Below are 20,399 nucleotides of genomic sequence, written 5' to 3' on the forward strand. Positions count from 1 at the left end.
TTACAATAGTAAGTTAGCCACCTCAGGCAAGTCATAAGGACATACATAATTAAATAATTTACGTGGATAACGATTTATCCATTGTTCAACAGCCGTTACTTCGTTAGGAGTAACGGTTGTTGTGCCTTTTGGGAACCATCGTCTAATCAATCGATTTGCATTTTCGTTACTACCTCGTTCATAAGAAGAAAACGGATGTGCGTAATAAATAGGACAAGTGATGGCTTCGTCTAGTCTTAAAAATTCAGAACCATTATCAGCTGTTAAAGAGCGAATTAAATAGTCTTGTTGAATAGACGTCAAAGCGGTATTCACACTTTGGGCCGTTTTATCAGGAATAAGACGAATGATTTCATAGCGTGTTTTTCTGTCTGTTAATGTCAATAACTGTTGTCCACGTTTCTTGTTTAAAATGACTAAATCAATTTCAAAATGCCCAATTTCTTTTCGTTCGTTAATCTCTTGTGGACGCTGTTCAATAGAAAGGGCATTCGTTTTTCTTGGTGGTCGTTTTTCATTTGATTTTATTGGTTTAGTTTTTCTAGGGTAAATCAGATATTTACGTGAAATACCTGCTATCCATCCTTTATATATCCATGTGTAAATTGTCGTAAAAGACGGCATATCCAGTAATTGACTAATCATTTCAGGGGAATATTTATGCATAATTTTTTCTCTGATTACATTTTCTTTTTCTACAGTCCACGTATCCGTTCTACCTACGGCTAAACGTAAATGATTATAATCATTCTGTGCTTTTTGAGCAGAGTATTCTTTAGTGCCACCATGAAAAGATAAATCAATCAGTCCGCGTTTAATTTCGTTATTAATAGTTTGGTGATTTTTGCCTAATAATCTAGCGATTTCTCGGTTGCTTTTTCCTTCTTTTTTCCATTTTTCAATTAAATAACGCTTTTTTTCTGTAATGTGTTTGCCTTTTGTGTTATAATGTTCTTGCATCTCTTGGTATCCTTTTTTTGTAGTTACTAAAAGTATATCCTATGAGATGCTTTTTTTGTATCTCTGGCTAACTTAATTATATAATTTACTATAACAATATAGGTATGTGGTAACTATAGACTTATTTTTTACATAATGTTATGAATACCGAAAACGGACAAAAAACGGACAAAAACGGACGAAAAAAAGAAAAAACAAATTGCTAAATCAATGAAAATATGGTAAAATTCCATTTACAACTATAGGAGGCGGATTTAATGCGTGGCGGAAGTAGAGTAGGTGCGAGAAGAAAATCAATTTCAGAAAGTGAAAAGAAGAGGGAAAAATTGACTTGATTATTACAAAATCCATTAGCCGTTTTGCTAGAAATACACTAGATTGCTTGCATTATACTCGGCAATTAAAAGAGTATAAAATTCCAGTTTATTTTGAAAAAGAAAATATTAACACTATGGGCTCTAAGGTAGAAGTTCTACTCACTATTATGGCCTTTCTTGCACAGCAAGAATCAGAATCCATTAGTAAAAACGTCAAGATGGGTATTCAGAATCCATTAGTAAAAACGTCAAGATGGGTATTCAGTACAGATATCAAAAAGGGGAAGTGCGGGGTCAATCACAATCGTTTTTTAGGGTATAACAAAGACAAGAATGGGCAATTGGTAGTAGATCCAAACGAATCACATATCATTAAACGGATTTTCAAAGAGTATTTAGAGGGAAAAAGTTTACAGAAGATTGCGAATAGTTTGATGGCGGATAATATAATGACTGCAGCTAATCTTAGTTTATGTCGTGCAGGGAGTATTCGAAAAATACTGACTAATGAAAAGTATATGGGAGATGCCTTACTTCAGAAAACTTATACAGTGGATGTATTGAGTAAAAAGAGAGTGGTGAATAGCGGTATAGTATCACAGTATTATGTAGAGAATAGCCATGAAGGCATTATTTAAAAAGAAGTATTTCATAAAGTTCAAGTGGAGTTGCGACAAAGAGCAGAACAATATCAAGGAAAAAACAAAAGAAAATCAACGTATAGTAGTAAGTATGCTTATCCAATGTGATTATTTGTAAAGAATATGAGAGTGCATTCAGAAGAATTCAATGGTCTTCTAAAGGAAAAAAGTCAGTAAATTGGCGTTGTAAAACGAGAATTGATAAAGGCGTATCCTGTTGTTGTGTAGAATTAATTAATGAGACAGAGCTCCAAAATATGATTATCCGTGGAATAAATAAGTTGATGGGGAATCGTCACGAAGTTTTAGAAGTGCTAAATCAAAAAATTGAAACGAGCTTAAACAAGGATGGATTATCGTTGAGAGATATCCAGTTACAAATTGAACATTTACAAAATGAATTGGAAATACGTGTGCAAGAAAGAAAAGACTATGTGCATATTTTAGAGCAATTGGATCAACTAAAACTGCAACGCACTAAATTAGAACATTGGGATAATATAAAAAAGAAAAAACAAAGTAGGTTCGCAAGAAATACAGTAGGTTCACTATCAACTGTAAGAAAACTAAAAGATTTTGTAGTGGAGATATACTTTGAAAAAGAAAACATCTGGACATTTGATTTAAAGGGTGAATTACTTATTACAATAATGAGTTCCTTAGCACAAGAAGAAAGTAGATCAATATCAGAAAATATAACATGGTCTAAACGAAAACAAGCTGCTGAGGGTAGAGTGACATTCGCATATAATAATGTACTAGGTTTTAAGCCAGAAGAGGAGGGTGGATTAGAATTTGATAAAGAGCAAGCCCAAATAGTAAGATACATATTTGGACAGTTCTTATCAGGGAAAAATCCTAATCAAATAGCAAAACATCTAACTGAAAATAAAATACTGACACCAAGAGGGCAAGAAAAATGGAGTTATAGCAGTGTAAGAAGTATTTTAACAAATTAAAAATATAAAGGTGATGCCTTACTTCAAAAACACTATGTAGCAGACTTCTTAAACAAGACTCAGAAAAGGAACAACGGATAGCTACCTCAGTATTATGTAGAAAATAGCCATGAAGCAATAATTGATAAAGAAGTATTTGATGCGGTTCAAGTGCAGTTAAGTGAAAATAAAAAATGCTATACAGAGAAAAAATACTTTGGAAAAATTAGGTGTGGATGTTGCGGTAGTTCATATGTGAGACATTTATGGCACTAGATAGAGCTATAAGATGTGGTAATCAGAATGTAGAAAGTGGGTATGATGATAGAGGATTGTTGTTTTTATAAAAAAAAAATACAAATGTATTGCAAAAAGCAACACAAAATTATATAATGTTAGCTAAGGATGGTGATAAATATGGTAATGACCAAAACAGCTAGCGTTAATGTTAGGATACAAGAAAATATAAAGAAACAAGCAGAACAGATTTTAGAAACAATTGGTATACCTAGAGCAACAGCAATAGACATGTTTTATAGGCAAATTATTATGAATAAAGGTATACCATTTTCAGTAACTATACCTAATGAAGTAATAACTGTAGATACCTTAAGTGAAGAAGAGTTAGATAATATACTTACTAATGGATTATCTCAGGCGAAAGAGGGTAAATCAAAGAGTATGAATTTAGTATTTTCTAAATTAGAAAGCGAGATTTAATGGAAAAATACCAAATAGAAATTACATCTCAAGCTGTAGAACATTTAGAAAATATAATAACATATATTAAAAATGATTTAAACTCTCCATTAGCAGCAAGAAAAACATTAAAAAAATTAAAAGAAGGTATTGAAAAATTAGATATATTTCCAGAAAGAAATCCTAAACTTAGTGAAGAAAAATACGCTAAGGAAGGTATTAGAAAAATACTTATTGAAAACTTCTATGTATATTACTGGATAGATTTAGAAAATAAATCCGTACAAATTATCGCAATTATTTATGCCAAAAGGGATCAATTATCTGCTCTTTTGAAAATATAAGAAATGAAACATCTACACTTAAGTAGGTGTTTTTATTATACAAAAAATTAGGAGACAAAATTATGATATTAAGTAGACTATTTAAATCAAGAGATAAGCCAATAAATAAATTGAGTGGAAATAACCACTCTTTTTTTATTGGGCAAACAGCAAGTGGCAAAAGAGTAAATGAAAAAACTGCAATGCAGATGACAGCTGTATATTCATGTGTGAGAATATTATCAGAAACCCTCGCTAGTTTACCACTACATATATACGAAATAACAGATTTAGGAAGTAAAAAAGCAACCAACCACTATTTATATAACTTACTCCATAACGAACCTAACAATGAGATGACAAGTTTTATATTTAGAGAAACATTAATGACACATTTATTATTATGGGGGAATGCATATGCTCAAATTATTCGTAATGGGAAAGGTGATGTTTTAGGACTTTACCCACTAATGCCAGATAAAATGAAAGTTGATAGAGATGAAAATAATACAATTTTTTATGAATATACAACAAATGATGGAAAAGTAAAATTAACCACACAAGACGTATTACACATACCAGGATTAGGATTTGATGGCTTAGTAGGTTACTCACCAATAGCTATGGCTAAAAATGCAATTGGTATGGCTATTGCAGCTGAAGAATACGGGGCGAAATTTTTTTCTAATGGAGCGACACCAAGTGGAATATTAGAACATCCTGGTACAGTAAAAAATGCAGAGATTTTAAGGAAAAGTTGGACTAGAGGATTTTCAGGTAAGAATAACCATAAAGTTGCGATACTTGAAGAAGGTATGAAATATACTCCTATTTCAATAGCACCAAATGAAGCACAGTTTTTAGAAACAAGAAAATTTCAAATAAATGAGATAGCTAGAATTTTCAGAGTTCCTCCACACATGGTAGGTGATCTTGAAAAGTCTAGTTTTTCTAATATTGAACAACAATCTCTTGAGTTTGTTAAATATACGCTAGATCCTTGGGTGAAACGTTTTGAACAAGCTATGACTAGGAGATTACTTAAAAGTGATGAAAAGAAAAAATATTATATAAAATTCAATGTTGATGGACTACTTAGAGGAGATTATCAAAGTAGGATGAATGGATATGCAACAGCACGTCAGAATGGTTGGATGAGTGCTAATGATATAAGGAGTTTAGAAAACTTAGATTTGATATCAGATGAGGAAGGAGGAAACTTATATCTAGTCAATGGTAACATGTTACCACTTAAAAAGGCTGGTTCTTATGCAGAGAGATTAACAGATTATAAGGAGGAAAACACAGATGAAAAAATTTTGGAATTGGAAGACAGTACAAAATAATAATGATAAACCACCAGAGAACATATTATTTTTAAATGGAACAATAGCTGAAGAATCGTGGTTTGATGATGAGGTTACTCCACAGATTTTTAAAGAAGAACTAATTAAACATAGTGGAGATATTACTGTATGGATAAATTCACCTGGTGGAGACTGTATTGCAGCCGCACAAATTTATAATCTCTTAATGGAACACAAAGGAAATGTTAAGGTGAAAATTGATGGGATAGCAGCTAGTGCTGCGAGTGTAGTTGCTATGGCAGGAACAGAAGTTATTATGAGTCCTGTTTCAATGCTTATGATTCATAACCCTATGACAATTGCATATGGTAGTACAAGCGAAATGCAAAGAGCTATAGATATGTTAAGTGAGGTTAAAGAATCAATAATTAATGCTTATGAAATAAAAACGGGATTATCACGAAACAAAATATCAAAACTTATGGATAATGAAACATGGATGGATGCAAGAAAAGCAGTTGAACTTGGTTTTGCTGATTCTATCTTAAAACGAGATGAGATTCAGGATATTGAGATTCCAAATGTTAGTATGCTTTATCAAGAAGCAACAGTTCAAAATTCAATGATGAATAAAATCAAAGAAACTTTTAAAAACGTAAACGAAGAAAAAATAGAAGCTGATTCGTTAATAAATAGATTAGATTTAATAAAAAACTGGAGGTAAGAATTATGAATAAAAAAATACAAGAATTAATTGAAAAACGTGCTAAAGCATGGGAAGGTGCAAAAGCCTTTGTTGAGAGTAAAAAAGATAGTGATGGACTATTATCAAAAGAAGATGTTGAAACTTACAACAAGATGGAAGAAAAAGTTAAAAACTTTACTTTTGAAATAGAGAGACTTCAAGAGATGGAAAATATGGAAAGAGAATTATCAAAACCAGTAAATGATCCGTTAATCTCAAAACCAATGGTGTCTGACAAAGAAGATAAAATCAAAAAAAATCTTCAACACAAAAAAGCAATGATAAAAGCACTACGATCTAATTTTAGACAAATTGAAAATATCCTACAAGAAAAAGTAGATACTGATGGAGGATATTTAGTTCCAGATGAGTATGATAGTAGATTAGTTGATACGTTAGAAGAAGAAAATATTATTAGAAAATTATCTCAGACTTTAAAAACAAATGGTAAGCATAAAATCAATATAGCTGCGACAAGCCCTGCGGCTGCGTGGGTTGAAGAAGGTGGAGGGTTGAAATTTGGAGAAGCAACATTTAAACAAATGTTATTAGATGCTCACAAATTGCATGTTGCTATAAAAGTAACAGAAGAACTACTTTATGATAGTGCATTTAATTTAGAAAACTATATAACAGAACAATTCGGCAAAGCACTAGCTAATGCTGAAGAAGATGCATTTTTAAATGGAGATGGAAATAATAAACCGACAGGAATATTTCATGAAACAAATGGTGGAACCTATTTAGATAAAGTATCTACGATTAAAGCAGATGATGTAATAAACTTAGTTCATGCTTTAAAGCGTCCATACCGAAAAAATGCAGTTTTTATTACAAATGATAAAATAATAGCTAATATCAGAAAACTAAAAGATAACAATGGTGCATATATTTGGCAACCATCATACCAATTAGGAGAACCTGATAAATTAGCAGGATACCCAGTGTATACTTCAGCTTTTGCACCAGAAAATAAAATTGCTTTTGGTGATTTTAGCTATTATAACATAGGTGATAGAGGTGCTCGTTCATTTAAGGAACTCCAAGAATTATTCGCGGGTAATGGTATGATTGGATTTGTAGCTAAAGAAAGAGTTGATGGGAAACTACTAGTTAAAGAAGCAGTACAAATATTAAAAACAGATGGATAAAAAAGGAGTGATAAGCAGTGAGTCTTAAACTAGAAGAAGTAAAACAATATTTAAGAGTAGATTCAAGTGATGATGACTTACTGCTTGAATCTTTAATAAAAACTTCAAAAAATTTATGCGTGCATATTCTAAGAGTAGAAGAAGATTCTACTCTTTTATTATGTGAAGAAGTTAAAACAGCAATGATGTATACAGTTGCTTATCTTTTTGAACACAGAGAAGAAGCTAACCATAAAGAATTAACACTAACTCTTAGAAGTCTTTTATTTGGGATAAGAAAGGTGGAATTTTAATGTACATTCATTTATTAAATACAAGAATAACAATACAAAAATGTATAGTTAATTTTGATGAATTACACCAACAAACAGAACATTGGAGTGATTTTTATAGTTGTTATTCCAATATAAAATTATTAAATTCAGAAGAATATGAAAAACAAGGTGTTATAAAAAATAAATCTTATTATTTAGTAACAATTAGAAAGTGTAATAAATTAAAAAATATGAATACACTAGAATACAGAGTAAAAATAAATAATGAAATATATAATTTGAAAGATTTAGACGAGTTTAATAATAAATATATTAAATTTAAAATGGTAAATATAAATGACTAAAAAAGTAAATATTGATTCATTAGCAAAAGAAATTAATAAAAGTTTAAAAGACTATGCCGACTTAGCAGGAAACGAACTAAAATCTTGTATAGTGGAGTTAGGAAATGAAGTAAGAGATGAAATTAAAGATAATGCTCCTGTGAAAACCAAAAAATATCGAGCAAGTTGGAAAAGTACCAAGAAAAGAGAAAGTGCTAATTCTATTGAGGTTGTAGTTCATTCAAGAAACAAATATCAACTAACACACTTACTAGAATTTGGACACGCTAAAAAAAATGGTGGACGAACTAAAGCAATACCTCATATAGAGCCAGCCACTAGAAATTTAGAAGAGAGAATTACACAAAAACTAGAGGAGAAAATGTGATGGATACAAACGAAGTATGTAAAATGTTAGAAAAATTAAAAATACCCTTTGTCTATAGTCATTTTAAAGAAGGTAGTAATCCAAAATTACCATACCTACTATATTACTATTCTGGGGACAACTTATTTAATGCCGATGGGTTAATTTATTACAAATTTAAAAAACTTATAGTGGAATTATATACTTCAAAAAAAGATTTTGAACTTGAAAACAGGCTAGAAAAAATATTTTTAAATGAAGGAATAATATATCAAAAAGAGGAAATATGGATATCTAGTGAACAAATGTATGAAACAATTTATAAGATGGAGGTTTAAGTATGGAAAATAAAGTAAAATTTAATTTGTCTCATGTTCACTATGCAAAATTAACTGAAGGTGATACAACAACTTATGAAAAACCAGTACCAATTCCAGGTGCTGTAAAAATTAGTTTAGAACCTAATGGAGAACCAGAAAGTTTCTATGCAGATGGAGGATCATATTACACAATCAATAACAATATGGGATATGACGGTGATCTTGAGATTGCAATGATTCCAGAAAGTTTCAGAAAGGATATTCTTCAAGAAAAAGAAGATAAGAATAAAGTTCTAGTTGAAGATTCAGGATCAGAAACAAAGAACTTTGCACTACTTTTTGAATTTGATGGAGATCAGAAAAAAATACGTCATGTACTTTATAATTGTTCAGCAGGTCGCCCAAAAATTGAAGGTCAAACAAATGAGGAATCAAGAGAAGTACAAACAGAAACACTTTCAATAAAAGCAAGACCTATCAAATAAGGACTTGTGAAGAGTAAAACTGGTAAAGAGACAACAGAAGAAACATATAAGAATTGGTATCAAACAGTGTATATGCCAACACATGAAGGAGAAATGTAATGGGAGTTATTAAAGATATAAATGTAGATGGAAAAGTTGTAACATTTAAAGCGTCAGCAGCGATACCTAGACTTTACAGAATGAAGTTTAGTCGTGATATTTATAAAGATTTGCTTATATTAGATAAGATTAATAAGAATAAAGGAAATATCGATATTGAGAGTTTAGAAATATTTGAAAATATCGCATATATTATGGCTTACCATGCAGATGATAAAATCTCAAATGATGTAGGTGAATGGTTAGAACAGTTTGATACTTTATCTGTATATAAACTTCTACCAGACTTAATAAAATTATGGGGTATAAATGTTAAAAATATGAGTACATCTAAAAAAAAGCAAAAGAAACTGAGCGGACGTTAAATACCGCTCTTTTTTTACTGCGTTCAGTTGAATTAGGACTTTCAATGAATGATTTATCTGAGTTAACAATAGGGTTAGTAAATGATATGTACATTGAAAAAAATAATGATAGTTATAACTATAAAGTAATAGCGACACAAGAAGATATGGATAATTTTTAGGAGGTGATTGTATGGCAAGTAGAATAGCAGGTATTACTGTAGAAATCGGAGGAGATACTCTTAAATTAAAACAAGCATTAAGTGAAGTTGAAGGTAAGATTAAGCAAACTCAAAGAGAACTTAAAGATGTTGAAAGACTATTGAAACTTGATCCACATAATACCGAATTACTTACTCAAAAACAAGAACTCTTAAATACAGCCATAGAAGAAAATAAGAAAAAACTAGAAACATTAAGGCTCGCTGAGGAACAAGCTAAAACTGCACTCGCAAATGGAGATATTTCAGAAAAGCAATTTGACGCATTAAAAAGAGAAATTATTGCGACTGAACAAGAACTAGATAAATTCACAGAAAAATTAAAACACACTAATAGTTCGATGCAAGCTACACTTAAAGAAGTTGGAGGTAAATTCAAAGAGACTGGAGAGAAGATATCTTCAGTAGGCACAAATCTATCAAAAAATGTGACAGCACCAATTGTAGCAGTTGGAGCTGCAGCAACATTAGCCTTTCGTGAAATTGATGAAGGATATGATACGATTATCAAAAAAACTGGAGCAACTGGAGAAAGTTTTGAGGGGTTAAAAAATGTTGCGGATAATATTTTTAAAAGTTTACCTGTTAGTATGAGTGATGTAGGTGTTGCGGTGGGAGAGGTTAACACTAGGTTTAAAGTCACTGGTGATGAGCTTCAAGAACTATCTACTTTATTTCTTAAGTTCGCAGAGATAAATGAAACAGACCTAAATACCGCTATAGGAATGACAAATAAAATAATGCTTCAGTGGGGTATTGACGCTAAGGAAACTGCCAATGTGTTAGGATTAATAACACAAAAAGCACAAGATACAGGAATAAGTGTTGATACTCTTATGAACGGAGTTCAGCAACATGGAGCAATCCTAAAAGAAATGGGGTTAAATCTAGGTCAGAGTATTAACTTACTTGCACAATTTGAAGCAAATGGTGTAAATGCAGATCAAGCGTTAAGAGGTTTTAGAAAGGCAGTCGCAGCCTACACTAAAGATGGACTTTCTATGGATGAAGCCCTTAAGAAAACAATTGAATCGATAAAAAATGCAGGGAGTGAAACTGAAGCACTAACGATTGCGACTAAGATTTTCGGAACTAAAGGTGCTGCAGAGATGACTAGGGCTATAAGAGAAGGTAGATTTTCTATAGATGATTTATCAAAAAGTATGTCTGAGTACGAGGATGTTGTAGACAAAACATTTGAAGGAACAGAGGATGGTATAGATAAATTTAAAGTAGCTAGTAATAACGCTAAGCTAGCATTAGGTAGTTTAGGAGAAACAATTTCTGATGTTTTAGGTCCAATTTTACAAGGGATCGCTACAGTTTTTGGAGGTATAGCAACTTGGTTGAATAGTTTAAGTCCAACAGCTAAACAGATAGTCGTAATAATTGGGCTTATAGTAGCTACGATAGGTCCACTTTTAGTAATAATCGGTACAGTCATTGGTTCTATAGGAAATTTAATAACGGGTGTTGCAACAATTTCTGGTGCTTTTAGTGCGATGAGTGGTGTAATGGCTGGTTTATCTGGTGCGATAGTACAAATGCTCGCTATAATAGCTGCGGTTGTAACATTGATATCTATAGGTAGTTATTTAAAAGATCATTGGAGTGAAATAAAAGAATTTTTTTTAAGAACATGGCAAGGGATAAAAGAATACTTTATAAATATTTGGGAAGAAGTAAAACAAACACTAATAATAGTTTGGGAAGTTATAAAAGTATATTTTACTACTACATTTACGAATCTAAAAACAACATTCACAACAATATGGGAAGGAATTAAACTATTTTTTGAAACAATATGGATAGGTCTAAAAACAACAGTAATTACAATAATAGAAATAATAAAAACAGTAATAACAACTTACTGGAATACTATTTTTACTATCACAGGAACTATTTGGAGTTCAATAAAAGAAATAATTTCAACAATTTGGAGTGGAATTAGTAGTCTAATTAATAGTGTAATAACGACAATTAGTAATTTAATATCTTCTACATGGAATAAAATACAAAATACAATAAGCACTATACTTAACAATATATCAAGTACGATGTCAACAATTTGGAATAGTATTTATTCAATAATTACTAATATAGTAAGCAATATATATAACTACGTATCACAAATATTTAATAACATGTTATCTGCCATTAGTAACATAATAGGGAACATTAGCTCTACAATTCAAAACGGTTTTAAAGCAGCAGTAGATTACATCTTCGGATTAATAAAATCATCATACACTTGGGGTAGTGATTTAATTTCAGGGTTAGTACAAGGTATAAAAAATAAAATTAGTGCAGTAGTAGACGCAGTAAAAGGAGTAGCTGATACCATTTGGAGTTATCTACACTTTAGTGTGCCAGAAGTAGGGCCACTTACAGATTATGAAAGCTGAATGCCAGATTTTATAAAAGGTTTATCAAAAACACTAGATAACAGTAGAGGAATATTAAAATCATCAGTAAAAAGACTCTCACAAGATCTAGTATTAAATCCAAGTTCAGAAAAATATAAAATACAAAAACTAATTAACGTAACACAAAGTAACTCAGATATATCAAAACTACTATCAAAAATAAACCTTAACAATAACGCACAAGATATAACAATACCTGTATATTTAGGAGGTAACTTATTAGATGAGATTATAGTAAATACACAACGTAGACAAATTATAAAATCAGGAGGAAGATAAAATGAATAAAACAACATACTTAAAAATAAATAACATAAAAATACCAACTCCTGATGAATTAGAATTTGAATTTAATGATATAGAATCATCAAGTGGAGGAATAACACAAGCAGGTATAAAACAACGAGATGTTTTAAGAGAAGGAGTAGTGAACATAACAGTAAAATTGACATTAACCTCTAAATGGCTTTTAAAAATATCGGAATTATTAAAAAATAGAGAACTAGAAGTAAAATATTTTAATCCATATACACTTACAGAAAAAACAATATCTTCTTACGTGACAAACTACAAAATAAACTTATTAAATAAATATGGAATTTGGGATGTTAGTTTTAACTTGGAGGAGTACTAAATGTATGAAACAAGTACATACTTTGATAATAAATTAAAAGAAAAAAGCAGAAAATATAAGTGGATAGGAGAAGTAATAACAAAAAAGGCAGAAACAATAGAATTTTCAGATTTAGATATATTAAAAGATAGTGGCTACATAACAAACTCTTGTTCTGGAAATAACGAATTAGAGTTAGGCGCTGTTTATGCAGCAGAAATGGGAATAACACTACTACTAAACAAATTTAAAAATATATCTTTTGAAGAAGCCAAAATAAAACTAAAGTTCAAAATAGAAAATGAAGAAATACCTATGGGAATATTTAAAATATATGAAGCTAACAAAACTAAAAAATTTGTAGAATTAAAAGGTTATGACCATATGGTTAAATTTGAGAAAAATATTAACTTTAGCCAAACACATGGATCAATATATCAACTAATAAAATTATCATGTGATAAATGTAAAGTCAATCTAGGAATGAGTAAAGAAGAAATAGAAAGACTTCCTAATGGAAAAGAAATAGTAGGAATATACGCAGATAACGATATAGAAACATATAGAGACCTTCTTCATTACATAGGATTAGTAACTGCCACATTTTTAACAATAGATCGATATGGGAAATTAATATTAAAAAAATTTACCACAACAAAAGTCTACAGTATATCAGAAAAAAATAGATATGATTTAAGTATATCTGACTTTCTTACAAAATATTCAGCAATTCAAACCACAAATCTCAAAACCAAAATATCAGAATACTACTCAAATGAAATAGATGAATACCTAACAATGAATCTAGGAGTTAATCCATTAATGTAGTTAGGATTAAAAGAAAAAAGAGAAAGAATGTGTAAAGAAATACTAAAAGAAATTAGTAAAATAACTTATACACCGTTAGATAGCCTAATTGTAAGTAATCCTAAATTAGATGTAGGAGATGTAGTTGAATTTATAGTAGAAAATAAAACATACCAAACAATAATAACTACAATTGAGTATAAAATTCATGGAAAACTAAGAATAAAAAGTGATGGGCAAAACTACTTACTATCAAAAGGAAAAACAAAACAAGATAAAAATATTCAAGGAATATTACAGACAATAGACTCAGACAAATTAAGAGTTAATTCATATACAAATTCAAGTGAAATAACACTAGAAAAAGAACCTAAAACAATAATAGATATAGAATTTACATCCAACAAAGAAACAGACGCTTACTTTATCGCAACAATAATTTTAAATGTAAAAAAAGAAACAGAAGAATTAGAAGAAACTGTATTAATAAAAGAAGATGATAAACAAAAAGAACTAAAACTAATTAGAACTTTACAAATAAACCCTAAAATAAAAATAAACTATTACTTAAACGATGAAATAATAGAAAACCATAGACCTGAAGAAACATTAATGTCAGAAAAAAATACAATAACATTATTTTATCCAATAATAAAACTAAAAGAAAAAGTACTAAACAGATTTAACTTAGAAATACAAATAGATAAAGGTAGTGTTAGTATTCCATTAGAAGGAATATCTTCAGCTATAATAGGAAGTTCTCTTGGTGGGGATGTAGAATGGAACGGAAAAATAAAAATAAACGAAAAAATAACTAAAATAGAAAATAAAAAACAACTACCAATTCCTATTTTAGAAGATAACATAGAAAGTGAGTTAATAGAGAATACACCTTATGAAATTCAAGAAACTATTAACATAAATAAACTAGTAAAAAATAACCATACACTAGAACTAGTAGACAATGTAGAAGTGGAGGAAAATAATGAAAGGTAAAACTACAATAGAACTAATAAACATAAAAAATAACAAAAAAGAAATATTAGAAGAAGAAAATCTAGTAACAGATGTATTAGAAAAAATCTTAACATTAAATCCTAGTGCTTTAACTAATGAAACAAGCAAAGACATATATTATCCAATAGTAGAAAAACTTATGGGAGGAATACTATTATTTAAAGATAGAATAGAAGAAGAAAAAAATACAACATTTATTACTACAACAAATACTTGTATTGGATATGCAGGTCAAAACGCAGAAATCCAAACAGATACAATAAATGGTAGCTTTAATAAAGAAGAATCACAAAAAACAACTTCAGGCTATAAATATGTTTGGGATTTTGGAACATCAAAAGCAAATGGTAAAATATCGAGTGTTTGTTTAACTAATGCCAAAGCGGGAGGTGGTTATTTTGGAACAAAGAGTGATGGTAAAACAAACCGTATAAAACTAGGTGAATATAAATATCTTATTAAGGATACAGATACTGAGATGAAGAAAAAATATGTCAATGCAGTAGAAGCTAACTTCGAAGAAAATTATATAGTATCAATAGTTCCTGAAAGTGATCATCTTAGAATAATAAAATCAAGAGAACCACTGCTTAATTTTAGATTAAATGATTCATTATCATTTTTAGCTGAGAAGAATATAACAGAAACAAAGATAAAGTATAAGAAATCTTACGGAACATATGGAGTGTGTATTTATGTGGACGAAGAGAATTATTATTTATTGAAAACTAGTACTAGCGGAGGTAATACCAATGTAACTAAGTTAAAAATAAATAAAGTTAATAATTCTATAGAAGAAACTGAATTCACATTAGAAAATGTGAAAATAGAAAATATAGGCGCATACTCATTAGACTATGATTATTATAGAACTATTAAATCTGTATTGAGAGGAGGATATGTGTATGCAGTTAGTACAGATGAAAAATATGTTGTGAAGTTTGCGATAAATAACCCAGTAGACTTAACAAAAATAGACGTACCTTTTCAAATAAGAGTAGATTACGTAACAAACAAAAACACAGGTTGTAGTATGTACTTATTAGGAGATATGATATGTGGAACTAACTTTACAATAGATAAAAACGATAAAGTAAAACAAATAGCAGCTAACGATTTATCCAAAATAGCATCAACACCAATAACTTACGGCCCATTTTTAATGGGCTTTTTTGCGAACGGAGAAAACTACGGGGATAAATACTTAAGAAAAATATTATACCTAATAACACCTTACGCAGCAACAATAAATAACTTATCAAAAACATTAGAAAAAACAGCAGAAAAAACAATGAAAATAACTTATTACTTAACAGGAGGAAAATAAAATGAATACAACAATACTAAACTTTAAACTAATAATCTCAAGTATAGGTGGTGTTTTAGGAGCATTTTTAGGAGGTATGGACGGACTTATTTATGCACTTTTAGCATTTTCAGTAATAGACTATGTGACTGGAATAATGTGTGCAATTGATAAAAAAGAATTATCTAGTTCAGTAGGCTTTAAGGGAATAGCTAGAAAAATTATTATATTTTCACTAGTTGGGGTAGCTAACATACTAGATGTTTATAGTTTAGGTCATGTAGGAGTATTAAGAGCAGTGGTAATATTTTTCTACCTATCTAACGAAGGAATTTCAATACTAGAGAATGCCTCTAAATTGGGACTACCTATACCAGAAAAACTAAAATCAATATTAAGTCAACTAAAAGAAAGAGAGGAAAAATAAAATGAGTAATAGCCCTTTAGTAAATTATATAAATTTAAGTCCTAATCACAGTGGACTTAGAAACCATAAAATAGACACAATCACAATACATCATATGGCAGGAAATTTATCAGTAGAAACATGTAGTAATATATTTGCATCACCTAGCAGACAAGCTAGTAGTAATTACGGAGTAGATTCTAATGGTAGAGTTGGGATGTATGTTGAGGAAGTGTTCATCAAGCGCAGCTAATGATAATAGAGCAATAACAATAGAAGTAGCAAACGATGAATATGGAAGGATATGGCATGTAAGTGACATAGCATTAGAAAAAACAATAGAACTTTGTGTAGATATATGTTCTAGAAACGGAATTAATAAATTAGAATATACAGGAGATACAACAGGAAACTTAACAAAACATGAATGGTTTGCGCCAACAAATTGTCCAGGACCTTATTTGGGAAGTAAATTCAATTATATAGCTAATGAAGTAAACAAAAGATTAAATGGAGTAGTTATAAATAATAATGTAGAAAAACTGTATAGAGTTCGTAAAAATTGGAGTGATGTAAATAGTTAAAAAGGAGCATTTAAAAAACTAGAAAATGCGAAAAAATGTGCAGACAATAATCCAGAATACAAAGTATTTGATGAATTAGGAAATAAAGTATATCCTATAACGCATTTAAGTATAGAAAAAATAGCAAGAGAAGTAATAAATGGATTATGGGGAAATGGAGAAGATAGAAAAAACAAATTGACATCTGCAGGTTATAACTACTATGAAGTTCAAACAAAAGTTAACGAACTTGTTTCAGGGATAAAAACTATAGATGAAGTCGCAAGAGAAGTAATAAATGGATTGTGGGGAAACGGAGAAGATAGAAAAAATAGACTAACATCTGCAGGATAGGATTACAATAAAGTACAACAAAGAGTAAACGAAATAATATAAATAATTCAAGCCTATCATAGCTAATTAGTTAGCAATGATAGGTTTTTTTATTTTAAGGTTAATTTTTTAATTGATTTCTTTGACTGTTATTTAAGGATATGAAATTTATAATTGTTAAATCATTATAAATTTGTCCTTAGTATAAAAGGAGAATCAGAAAATGAATAAACACGAAAAAGAAGAGATAAAAAAATTAAGAAAAAAAGGATTAGGATATAAGAGGATAGCAGTTATTTTAGGATTATCACATAATACTGTTAAATCATATTGTAGAAGAGAGAAATTAAAAAAAGAAACAATAAAAAAGCATGATGGATGTCTACTATGTAATGAGAAGTTAATACAAAAAGTAGGAAAGAAGCAAAAAAAATTTTGTAGTGATATTTGTAGAATGAAGTGGTGGAATACACACCTAAATCAAGTAAAAAGAAAATCATACAGTATGCACGAATGTTTAATGTGTGGTGAAACATTTAAATCATATGCCAATAAAACAAGAAAATATTGTAGTCATAGATGTTATATTAATTTTAGATTTGGAGATAATAATAATGAATGATAACGAATTTAATAAAGAATTATTATATCAAATAACTATAATTTATTTAAAAAAATTACTTAAAGAAAGAACTATAACAAAAGAAGATTACAATATATTTAAAAATAAAATGATAGAAGAATATAATCCTATTTTAAGTAAATATACAGAAGAAATACTTGATAAATAAAGCGTTTTGAGTGATATATAGTAATACAAAAAGGAGGGATACATATTGAAAAGAGTAATAAAAATAGAAAGTGTGAATGCATTAAAAAAAAGATAAATTAAGAGTAGCAGCCTACGCTAGAGTATCACATACATATCTAAAAAATTCTCTATCCAATCAAGTAAGTTACTATAATACCATTATTCAAAACAATCCTGAATGGGAATTAAAAGGAATTTATATAGATGAAGCTATTAGTGGTAGAAATACAAACAAGAGAGGAGAATATCAACGTTTAATTAAAGACTGTGAAAAAAGAGAAATTGACATAATCTTAACAAAATCCATATCAAGATTTGGCAGAAATACTATAGAATTACTAAAGACAATTAGAGAACTAAAACTATTAAAAGTAAGTGTAAGATTTGAAAAAGAAAATATTGATACACTAACAACAGATGGAGAATTATTACTTACATTATTATCAACACTAGCAGAAGAAGAATCAAAATCTATATCAGATAACATCAAATGGAAAGTAAAAAAAAGCTTTGAACAAGGAATACCATATATAAAACAAGATATGTATGGTTATAGATTTAAAAATACAAAATATGAAGTTGAAAGAAAAGAAGCAAAAATTATAAAACAAATATACGACTGGTATATAGAGGGACTCTCACCAACTATGATATCAAGAAAGCTTAACGATATAGGAGAGACAACAAGAAAAGGAAATAAATTTAGTAGAGCTATAATACATAATATTTTATCACAAGAAACTTACACTGTAAAACTTATACTACAAAAAACATACCATGATATAGAAAAAGGATGTTCAGTAATAAATAAAGGTAAAAGAACAATGTATATAGTAGAAAATGCGCAGGAAGCAATAATTACGCAGGAAATTTTTGACAGAGTACAAAAAGAAAAATCTAATAGAAGTCTACATAATATTAAGGAGAAGAAAAGTGAATAAAAAGATTATAACAATAGAACCAAAAAGAACAGTTAAATCATCAGAACTTCCTAGTATGAAAAAAAGAAGAGTGGCAGGATATGCCAGAGTATCAACAGATCATGAAGATCAGAGTAGTTCTTATGAAGCACAGATGAATTACTATGAAAGTTATATAAATAGTAGAAGTGATTGGGATTTTGTAAAAATGTATTCAGATGAAGGAATAAGTGGAACAAATACAAAAAAACGATTAGGATTTCAAGAAATGGTAGAAGATGCATTAAAGGGAAAAATTGATTTAATTATAACTAAATCAGTAAGTAGGTTTGCGAGAAATACAGTAGATTCATTAACTACAGTAAGAAATTTAAAAGAAGCAGGAGTGGAAATATACTTTGAAAAAGAAAACATATGGACATTAGATTCAAAAGGAGAATTATTAATTACCATTATGAGCTCACTAGCCCAAGAAGAAAGTAGAAGTATATCAGAAAATATAACATGGAGTAAAAGAAAAATAGCAGCAGAAGGACAAGTTCATTTTAATTATAGACATGTATTAGGATTTAAAGAAAGTAAATATGGAGGTTTTGAAATATATGAAGAAGAAGCAAGGATTGTAAAATATATATTTGGTCTATTCTTAAAAGGAGAAAACCCTAGTAGTATAGCTAAAATTTTAACTAAAGAAGGCATACCAACACCTGCTGGAAAGAAAATATGGTGTTATACAACCATAAAAGGGATGTTACAAAATGAAAAATATAAAGGAGATGCGTTACTTCAAAAAACATTTACAGTAGACTATCTTACAAAAAAGAAAAAGAAAAATGAAGGAGAACTTCCACAATACTATGTAGAAAATAATCATGAGGCTATTATAGACAAAAAAACATTTGACATAGTACAACTAGAGCTAAAAAGAAATAATAATAGAACTCGAACTAGCTATTTTGGAAAAATAATTTGTGGATGTTGTGGAGGTAGTTATGGCAGACATGTTTGGCATTCTAATAGTAAGTATAAAAGATATATTTTCAGGTGTAATCAAAAATATAAAAAAGAACATAAATGTACTACTCCATCAGTTAGTAAAGAAGAGATAGAGAATTGGAGTGTCCAAGCAATTAATAAAGTAATTAAAGAAAAAAATAAAATAATTAAAAACTTTTCATTACTAATAGATATGATTGAAAATACAGGAGATATAGAATCAGAAATAAATAATTTAGAAAAAGAAATGGAAAATATAAAAATTGAAGTAGAGAACTTGATAAAGCAAAATTCTAGTGTATTACAAAATCAAGAGTCTTATAAAATAAAGTACGACAGTTTAGTTGAGAAGTATGAAAATCTACAAAATGAACTTTTAGAAAAGAGAGGAATTATAAAACTAAAGATTAAGCAGTCTGCAGATTTAAAATTGTTTATAGATTTTTTAAAAAAACAAGAACAACTCCTTATTAATTTTGACGATAAGCTTTTTAATACTTTGGTAGAAAAACTTATTATACATAAAGATAAAAAAGTAGCATTAGAATTTAAAAACAACCAGGTCATAAAAATATGATCTGGTTACTTTAATATGTGGAATAAAACAATAGTTTTTGATATAATATAAAAGTTAATAAGGAGGATTAAAATTTGCACCCCCTAAGACGGCTTTGCACCCCCTAATG

At 29.3% G+C, this 20,399-nt stretch carries 26 protein-coding genes and 3 pseudogenes; 28 read left to right on the plus strand and 1 reads right to left on the minus strand.

Annotation, left to right across the window (positions count from 1 at the left end; all coding sequences use genetic code 11):
• On the minus strand, positions 1–960 hold the full coding sequence (locus KMP11_RS02085) for an IS30 family transposase (RefSeq protein ID WP_216280002.1): 960 nt from the start codon (positions 958–960) through the stop codon (positions 1–3).
• A 325-nt stretch (positions 961–1,285) separates the two neighbouring features.
• On the opposite strand from KMP11_RS02085, the gene KMP11_RS02090 reads away from it, so the two are divergent.
• The 28 genes and pseudogenes from KMP11_RS02090 (at position 1,286) to KMP11_RS02215 (ending at position 20,290) form a co-directional block, all read left to right on the plus strand.
• Positions 1,286–1,915: a recombinase family protein gene (locus tag KMP11_RS02090; RefSeq protein WP_371741366.1), complete on the plus strand. Its 630-nt coding sequence runs from the start codon at positions 1,286–1,288 to the stop codon at positions 1,913–1,915.
• A 287-nt stretch (positions 1,916–2,202) separates the two neighbouring features.
• Positions 2,203–3,132: pseudogene (locus KMP11_RS02095) on the plus strand (recombinase family protein).
• A gap of 141 nt (positions 3,133–3,273) precedes the next feature.
• Positions 3,274–3,576 carry a type II toxin-antitoxin system RelB/DinJ family antitoxin gene (locus KMP11_RS02100; RefSeq protein ID WP_215757040.1) on the plus strand — a complete coding sequence of 101 codons (303 nt, stop codon included), beginning with the start codon at positions 3,274–3,276 and terminating at the stop codon, positions 3,574–3,576.
• Complete coding sequence (locus tag KMP11_RS02105; protein ID WP_215757039.1) at positions 3,576–3,899, plus strand: type II toxin-antitoxin system RelE/ParE family toxin; 324 nt, start codon at positions 3,576–3,578, stop codon at positions 3,897–3,899. Before KMP11_RS02100 ends, KMP11_RS02105 begins: the two co-directional genes overlap by 1 nt.
• Before the next feature lie 62 nt (positions 3,900–3,961).
• A complete protein-coding gene (locus KMP11_RS02110; RefSeq protein WP_371741358.1) occupies positions 3,962–5,224 on the plus strand; it encodes a phage portal protein in 1,263 nt (420 codons plus the stop codon).
• Positions 5,187–5,909 carry a head maturation protease, ClpP-related gene (locus KMP11_RS02115; protein ID WP_215756974.1) on the plus strand — a complete coding sequence of 241 codons (723 nt, stop codon included), beginning with the start codon at positions 5,187–5,189 and terminating at the stop codon, positions 5,907–5,909. Before KMP11_RS02110 ends, KMP11_RS02115 begins: the two co-directional genes overlap by 38 nt.
• Positions 5,910–5,914: 5 nt before the next feature.
• Complete coding sequence (locus KMP11_RS02120; RefSeq protein WP_216280003.1) at positions 5,915–7,081, plus strand: phage major capsid protein; 1,167 nt, start codon at positions 5,915–5,917, stop codon at positions 7,079–7,081.
• A 17-nt stretch (positions 7,082–7,098) separates the two neighbouring features.
• Positions 7,099–7,374, plus strand: a complete 276-nt coding sequence (locus tag KMP11_RS02125) for a head-tail connector protein (RefSeq protein WP_216280004.1) — start codon at positions 7,099–7,101, stop codon at positions 7,372–7,374.
• Complete coding sequence (locus KMP11_RS02130) at positions 7,374–7,700, plus strand: phage head closure protein (RefSeq protein WP_179940157.1); 327 nt, start codon at positions 7,374–7,376, stop codon at positions 7,698–7,700. The genes KMP11_RS02125 and KMP11_RS02130 overlap by 1 nt, the downstream gene beginning before the upstream one ends.
• On the plus strand, positions 7,693–8,067 hold the full coding sequence (locus KMP11_RS02135; protein WP_179940155.1) for an HK97 gp10 family phage protein: 375 nt from the start codon (positions 7,693–7,695) through the stop codon (positions 8,065–8,067). The genes KMP11_RS02130 and KMP11_RS02135 overlap by 8 nt, the downstream gene beginning before the upstream one ends.
• Entirely contained in the window at positions 8,067–8,384 is a 318-nt protein-coding gene (locus KMP11_RS02140) for a hypothetical protein (protein WP_216280005.1), read from the plus strand. The genes KMP11_RS02135 and KMP11_RS02140 overlap by 1 nt, the downstream gene beginning before the upstream one ends.
• A gap of 2 nt (positions 8,385–8,386) precedes the next feature.
• A pseudogene (locus KMP11_RS02145) lies at positions 8,387–8,950 on the plus strand (major tail protein).
• Positions 8,950–9,315: a hypothetical protein gene (locus KMP11_RS02150; protein WP_216279810.1), complete on the plus strand. Its 366-nt coding sequence runs from the start codon at positions 8,950–8,952 to the stop codon at positions 9,313–9,315. The pseudogene KMP11_RS02145 and the gene KMP11_RS02150 overlap by 1 nt, the downstream one beginning before the upstream one ends.
• A gap of 172 nt (positions 9,316–9,487) precedes the next feature.
• Complete coding sequence (locus KMP11_RS02155) at positions 9,488–11,920, plus strand: phage tail tape measure protein (protein ID WP_216280006.1); 2,433 nt, start codon at positions 9,488–9,490, stop codon at positions 11,918–11,920.
• A complete protein-coding gene (locus KMP11_RS02160; RefSeq protein ID WP_216280007.1) occupies positions 11,921–12,220 on the plus strand; it encodes a hypothetical protein in 300 nt (99 codons plus the stop codon). It begins immediately after the preceding gene.
• 1 nt (position 12,221) lies between these two features.
• Complete coding sequence (locus KMP11_RS02165; RefSeq protein ID WP_216280008.1) at positions 12,222–12,575, plus strand: hypothetical protein; 354 nt, start codon at positions 12,222–12,224, stop codon at positions 12,573–12,575.
• Entirely contained in the window at positions 12,576–13,382 is an 807-nt protein-coding gene (locus KMP11_RS02170) for a hypothetical protein (protein ID WP_216280009.1), read from the plus strand.
• 27 nt (positions 13,383–13,409) lie between these two features.
• Positions 13,410–14,357, plus strand: a complete 948-nt coding sequence (locus tag KMP11_RS02175; RefSeq protein WP_216280010.1) for a hypothetical protein — start codon at positions 13,410–13,412, stop codon at positions 14,355–14,357.
• A complete protein-coding gene (locus tag KMP11_RS02180) occupies positions 14,347–15,705 on the plus strand; it encodes a hypothetical protein (RefSeq protein WP_216280011.1) in 1,359 nt (452 codons plus the stop codon). Before KMP11_RS02175 ends, KMP11_RS02180 begins: the two co-directional genes overlap by 11 nt.
• Before the next feature lies 1 nt (position 15,706).
• Entirely contained in the window at positions 15,707–16,111 is a 405-nt protein-coding gene (locus KMP11_RS02185; RefSeq protein ID WP_215757058.1) for a phage holin family protein, read from the plus strand.
• A 1-nt stretch (position 16,112) separates the two neighbouring features.
• Positions 16,113–16,343, plus strand: coding sequence for a peptidoglycan recognition protein family protein (locus KMP11_RS07620; RefSeq protein WP_215757059.1), 231 nt, complete (start codon positions 16,113–16,115; stop codon positions 16,341–16,343).
• Positions 16,294–16,674, plus strand: a complete 381-nt coding sequence (locus KMP11_RS07625) for a peptidoglycan recognition protein family protein (protein ID WP_253195965.1) — start codon at positions 16,294–16,296, stop codon at positions 16,672–16,674. The genes KMP11_RS07620 and KMP11_RS07625 overlap by 50 nt, the downstream gene beginning before the upstream one ends.
• A 177-nt stretch (positions 16,675–16,851) precedes the next feature.
• Positions 16,852–17,007 (plus strand): hypothetical protein, encoded by a 156-nt coding sequence (locus tag KMP11_RS07630; RefSeq protein ID WP_252344744.1) that lies wholly within the window; start codon positions 16,852–16,854, stop codon positions 17,005–17,007.
• A gap of 202 nt (positions 17,008–17,209) precedes the next feature.
• Positions 17,210–17,608 (plus strand): helix-turn-helix domain-containing protein, encoded by a 399-nt coding sequence (locus KMP11_RS02195; protein WP_179940140.1) that lies wholly within the window; start codon positions 17,210–17,212, stop codon positions 17,606–17,608.
• A complete protein-coding gene (locus KMP11_RS02200; RefSeq protein ID WP_215757036.1) occupies positions 17,601–17,777 on the plus strand; it encodes an SHOCT domain-containing protein in 177 nt (58 codons plus the stop codon). Before KMP11_RS02195 ends, KMP11_RS02200 begins: the two co-directional genes overlap by 8 nt.
• A gap of 163 nt (positions 17,778–17,940) precedes the next feature.
• Positions 17,941–18,258: pseudogene (locus KMP11_RS07910) on the plus strand (recombinase family protein); the annotation flags it as partial.
• Positions 18,259–18,339: 81 nt separating this feature from the next.
• Entirely contained in the window at positions 18,340–18,738 is a 399-nt protein-coding gene (locus tag KMP11_RS02210; RefSeq protein WP_216280012.1) for a recombinase family protein, read from the plus strand.
• Entirely contained in the window at positions 18,731–20,290 is a 1,560-nt protein-coding gene (locus KMP11_RS02215) for a recombinase family protein (protein WP_215757034.1), read from the plus strand. Before KMP11_RS02210 ends, KMP11_RS02215 begins: the two co-directional genes overlap by 8 nt.
• Positions 20,291–20,399 lie beyond the last annotated feature (109 nt).

Origin of the sequence: Gemella sp. zg-570, from assembly GCF_018866345.1 — a bacterium.
Lineage (GTDB): Bacteria > Bacillota > Bacilli > Staphylococcales > Gemellaceae > Gemelliphila.

Excerpts from the sequence above, each read along its gene's own strand:
- KMP11_RS02120 (WP_216280003.1), top strand. The coding sequence starts at position 5,915 with ATGAATAAAAAAATACAAGAATTAATTGAAAAACGTGCTAAAGCATGG.
- KMP11_RS02155 (WP_216280006.1), top strand. The coding sequence starts at position 9,488 with ATGGCAAGTAGAATAGCAGGTATTACTGTAGAAATCGGAGGAGATACT.
- KMP11_RS02165 (WP_216280008.1), top strand. The coding sequence starts at position 12,222 with ATGAATAAAACAACATACTTAAAAATAAATAACATAAAAATACCAACT.
- KMP11_RS02180 (WP_216280011.1), top strand. The coding sequence starts at position 14,347 with ATGAAAGGTAAAACTACAATAGAACTAATAAACATAAAAAATAACAAA.
- KMP11_RS07620 (WP_215757059.1), top strand. The coding sequence starts at position 16,113 with ATGAGTAATAGCCCTTTAGTAAATTATATAAATTTAAGTCCTAATCAC.
- KMP11_RS02160 (WP_216280007.1), top strand. The coding sequence starts at position 11,921 with ATGCCAGATTTTATAAAAGGTTTATCAAAAACACTAGATAACAGTAGA.
- KMP11_RS02115 (WP_215756974.1), top strand. The coding sequence starts at position 5,187 with ATGAAAAAATTTTGGAATTGGAAGACAGTACAAAATAATAATGATAAA.
- KMP11_RS02085 (WP_216280002.1), bottom strand. The coding sequence starts at position 960 with ATGCAAGAACATTATAACACAAAAGGCAAACACATTACAGAAAAAAAG.
- KMP11_RS02175 (WP_216280010.1), top strand. The coding sequence starts at position 13,410 with ATGTGTAAAGAAATACTAAAAGAAATTAGTAAAATAACTTATACACCG.
- KMP11_RS02140 (WP_216280005.1), top strand. The coding sequence starts at position 8,067 with ATGGATACAAACGAAGTATGTAAAATGTTAGAAAAATTAAAAATACCC.
- KMP11_RS02110 (WP_371741358.1), top strand. The coding sequence starts at position 3,962 with ATGATATTAAGTAGACTATTTAAATCAAGAGATAAGCCAATAAATAAA.
- KMP11_RS07625 (WP_253195965.1), top strand. The coding sequence starts at position 16,294 with ATGGTAGAGTTGGGATGTATGTTGAGGAAGTGTTCATCAAGCGCAGCT.
- KMP11_RS02150 (WP_216279810.1), top strand. The coding sequence starts at position 8,950 with ATGGGAGTTATTAAAGATATAAATGTAGATGGAAAAGTTGTAACATTT.
- KMP11_RS02200 (WP_215757036.1), top strand. The coding sequence starts at position 17,601 with ATGAATGATAACGAATTTAATAAAGAATTATTATATCAAATAACTATA.
- KMP11_RS02135 (WP_179940155.1), top strand. The coding sequence starts at position 7,693 with ATGACTAAAAAAGTAAATATTGATTCATTAGCAAAAGAAATTAATAAA.
- KMP11_RS02105 (WP_215757039.1), top strand. The coding sequence starts at position 3,576 with ATGGAAAAATACCAAATAGAAATTACATCTCAAGCTGTAGAACATTTA.
- KMP11_RS02130 (WP_179940157.1), top strand. The coding sequence starts at position 7,374 with ATGTACATTCATTTATTAAATACAAGAATAACAATACAAAAATGTATA.
- KMP11_RS02100 (WP_215757040.1), top strand. The coding sequence starts at position 3,274 with ATGGTAATGACCAAAACAGCTAGCGTTAATGTTAGGATACAAGAAAAT.
- KMP11_RS02170 (WP_216280009.1), top strand. The coding sequence starts at position 12,576 with ATGTATGAAACAAGTACATACTTTGATAATAAATTAAAAGAAAAAAGC.
- KMP11_RS02185 (WP_215757058.1), top strand. The coding sequence starts at position 15,707 with ATGAATACAACAATACTAAACTTTAAACTAATAATCTCAAGTATAGGT.
- KMP11_RS02195 (WP_179940140.1), top strand. The coding sequence starts at position 17,210 with ATGAATAAACACGAAAAAGAAGAGATAAAAAAATTAAGAAAAAAAGGA.
- KMP11_RS02210 (WP_216280012.1), top strand. The coding sequence starts at position 18,340 with ATGTATGGTTATAGATTTAAAAATACAAAATATGAAGTTGAAAGAAAA.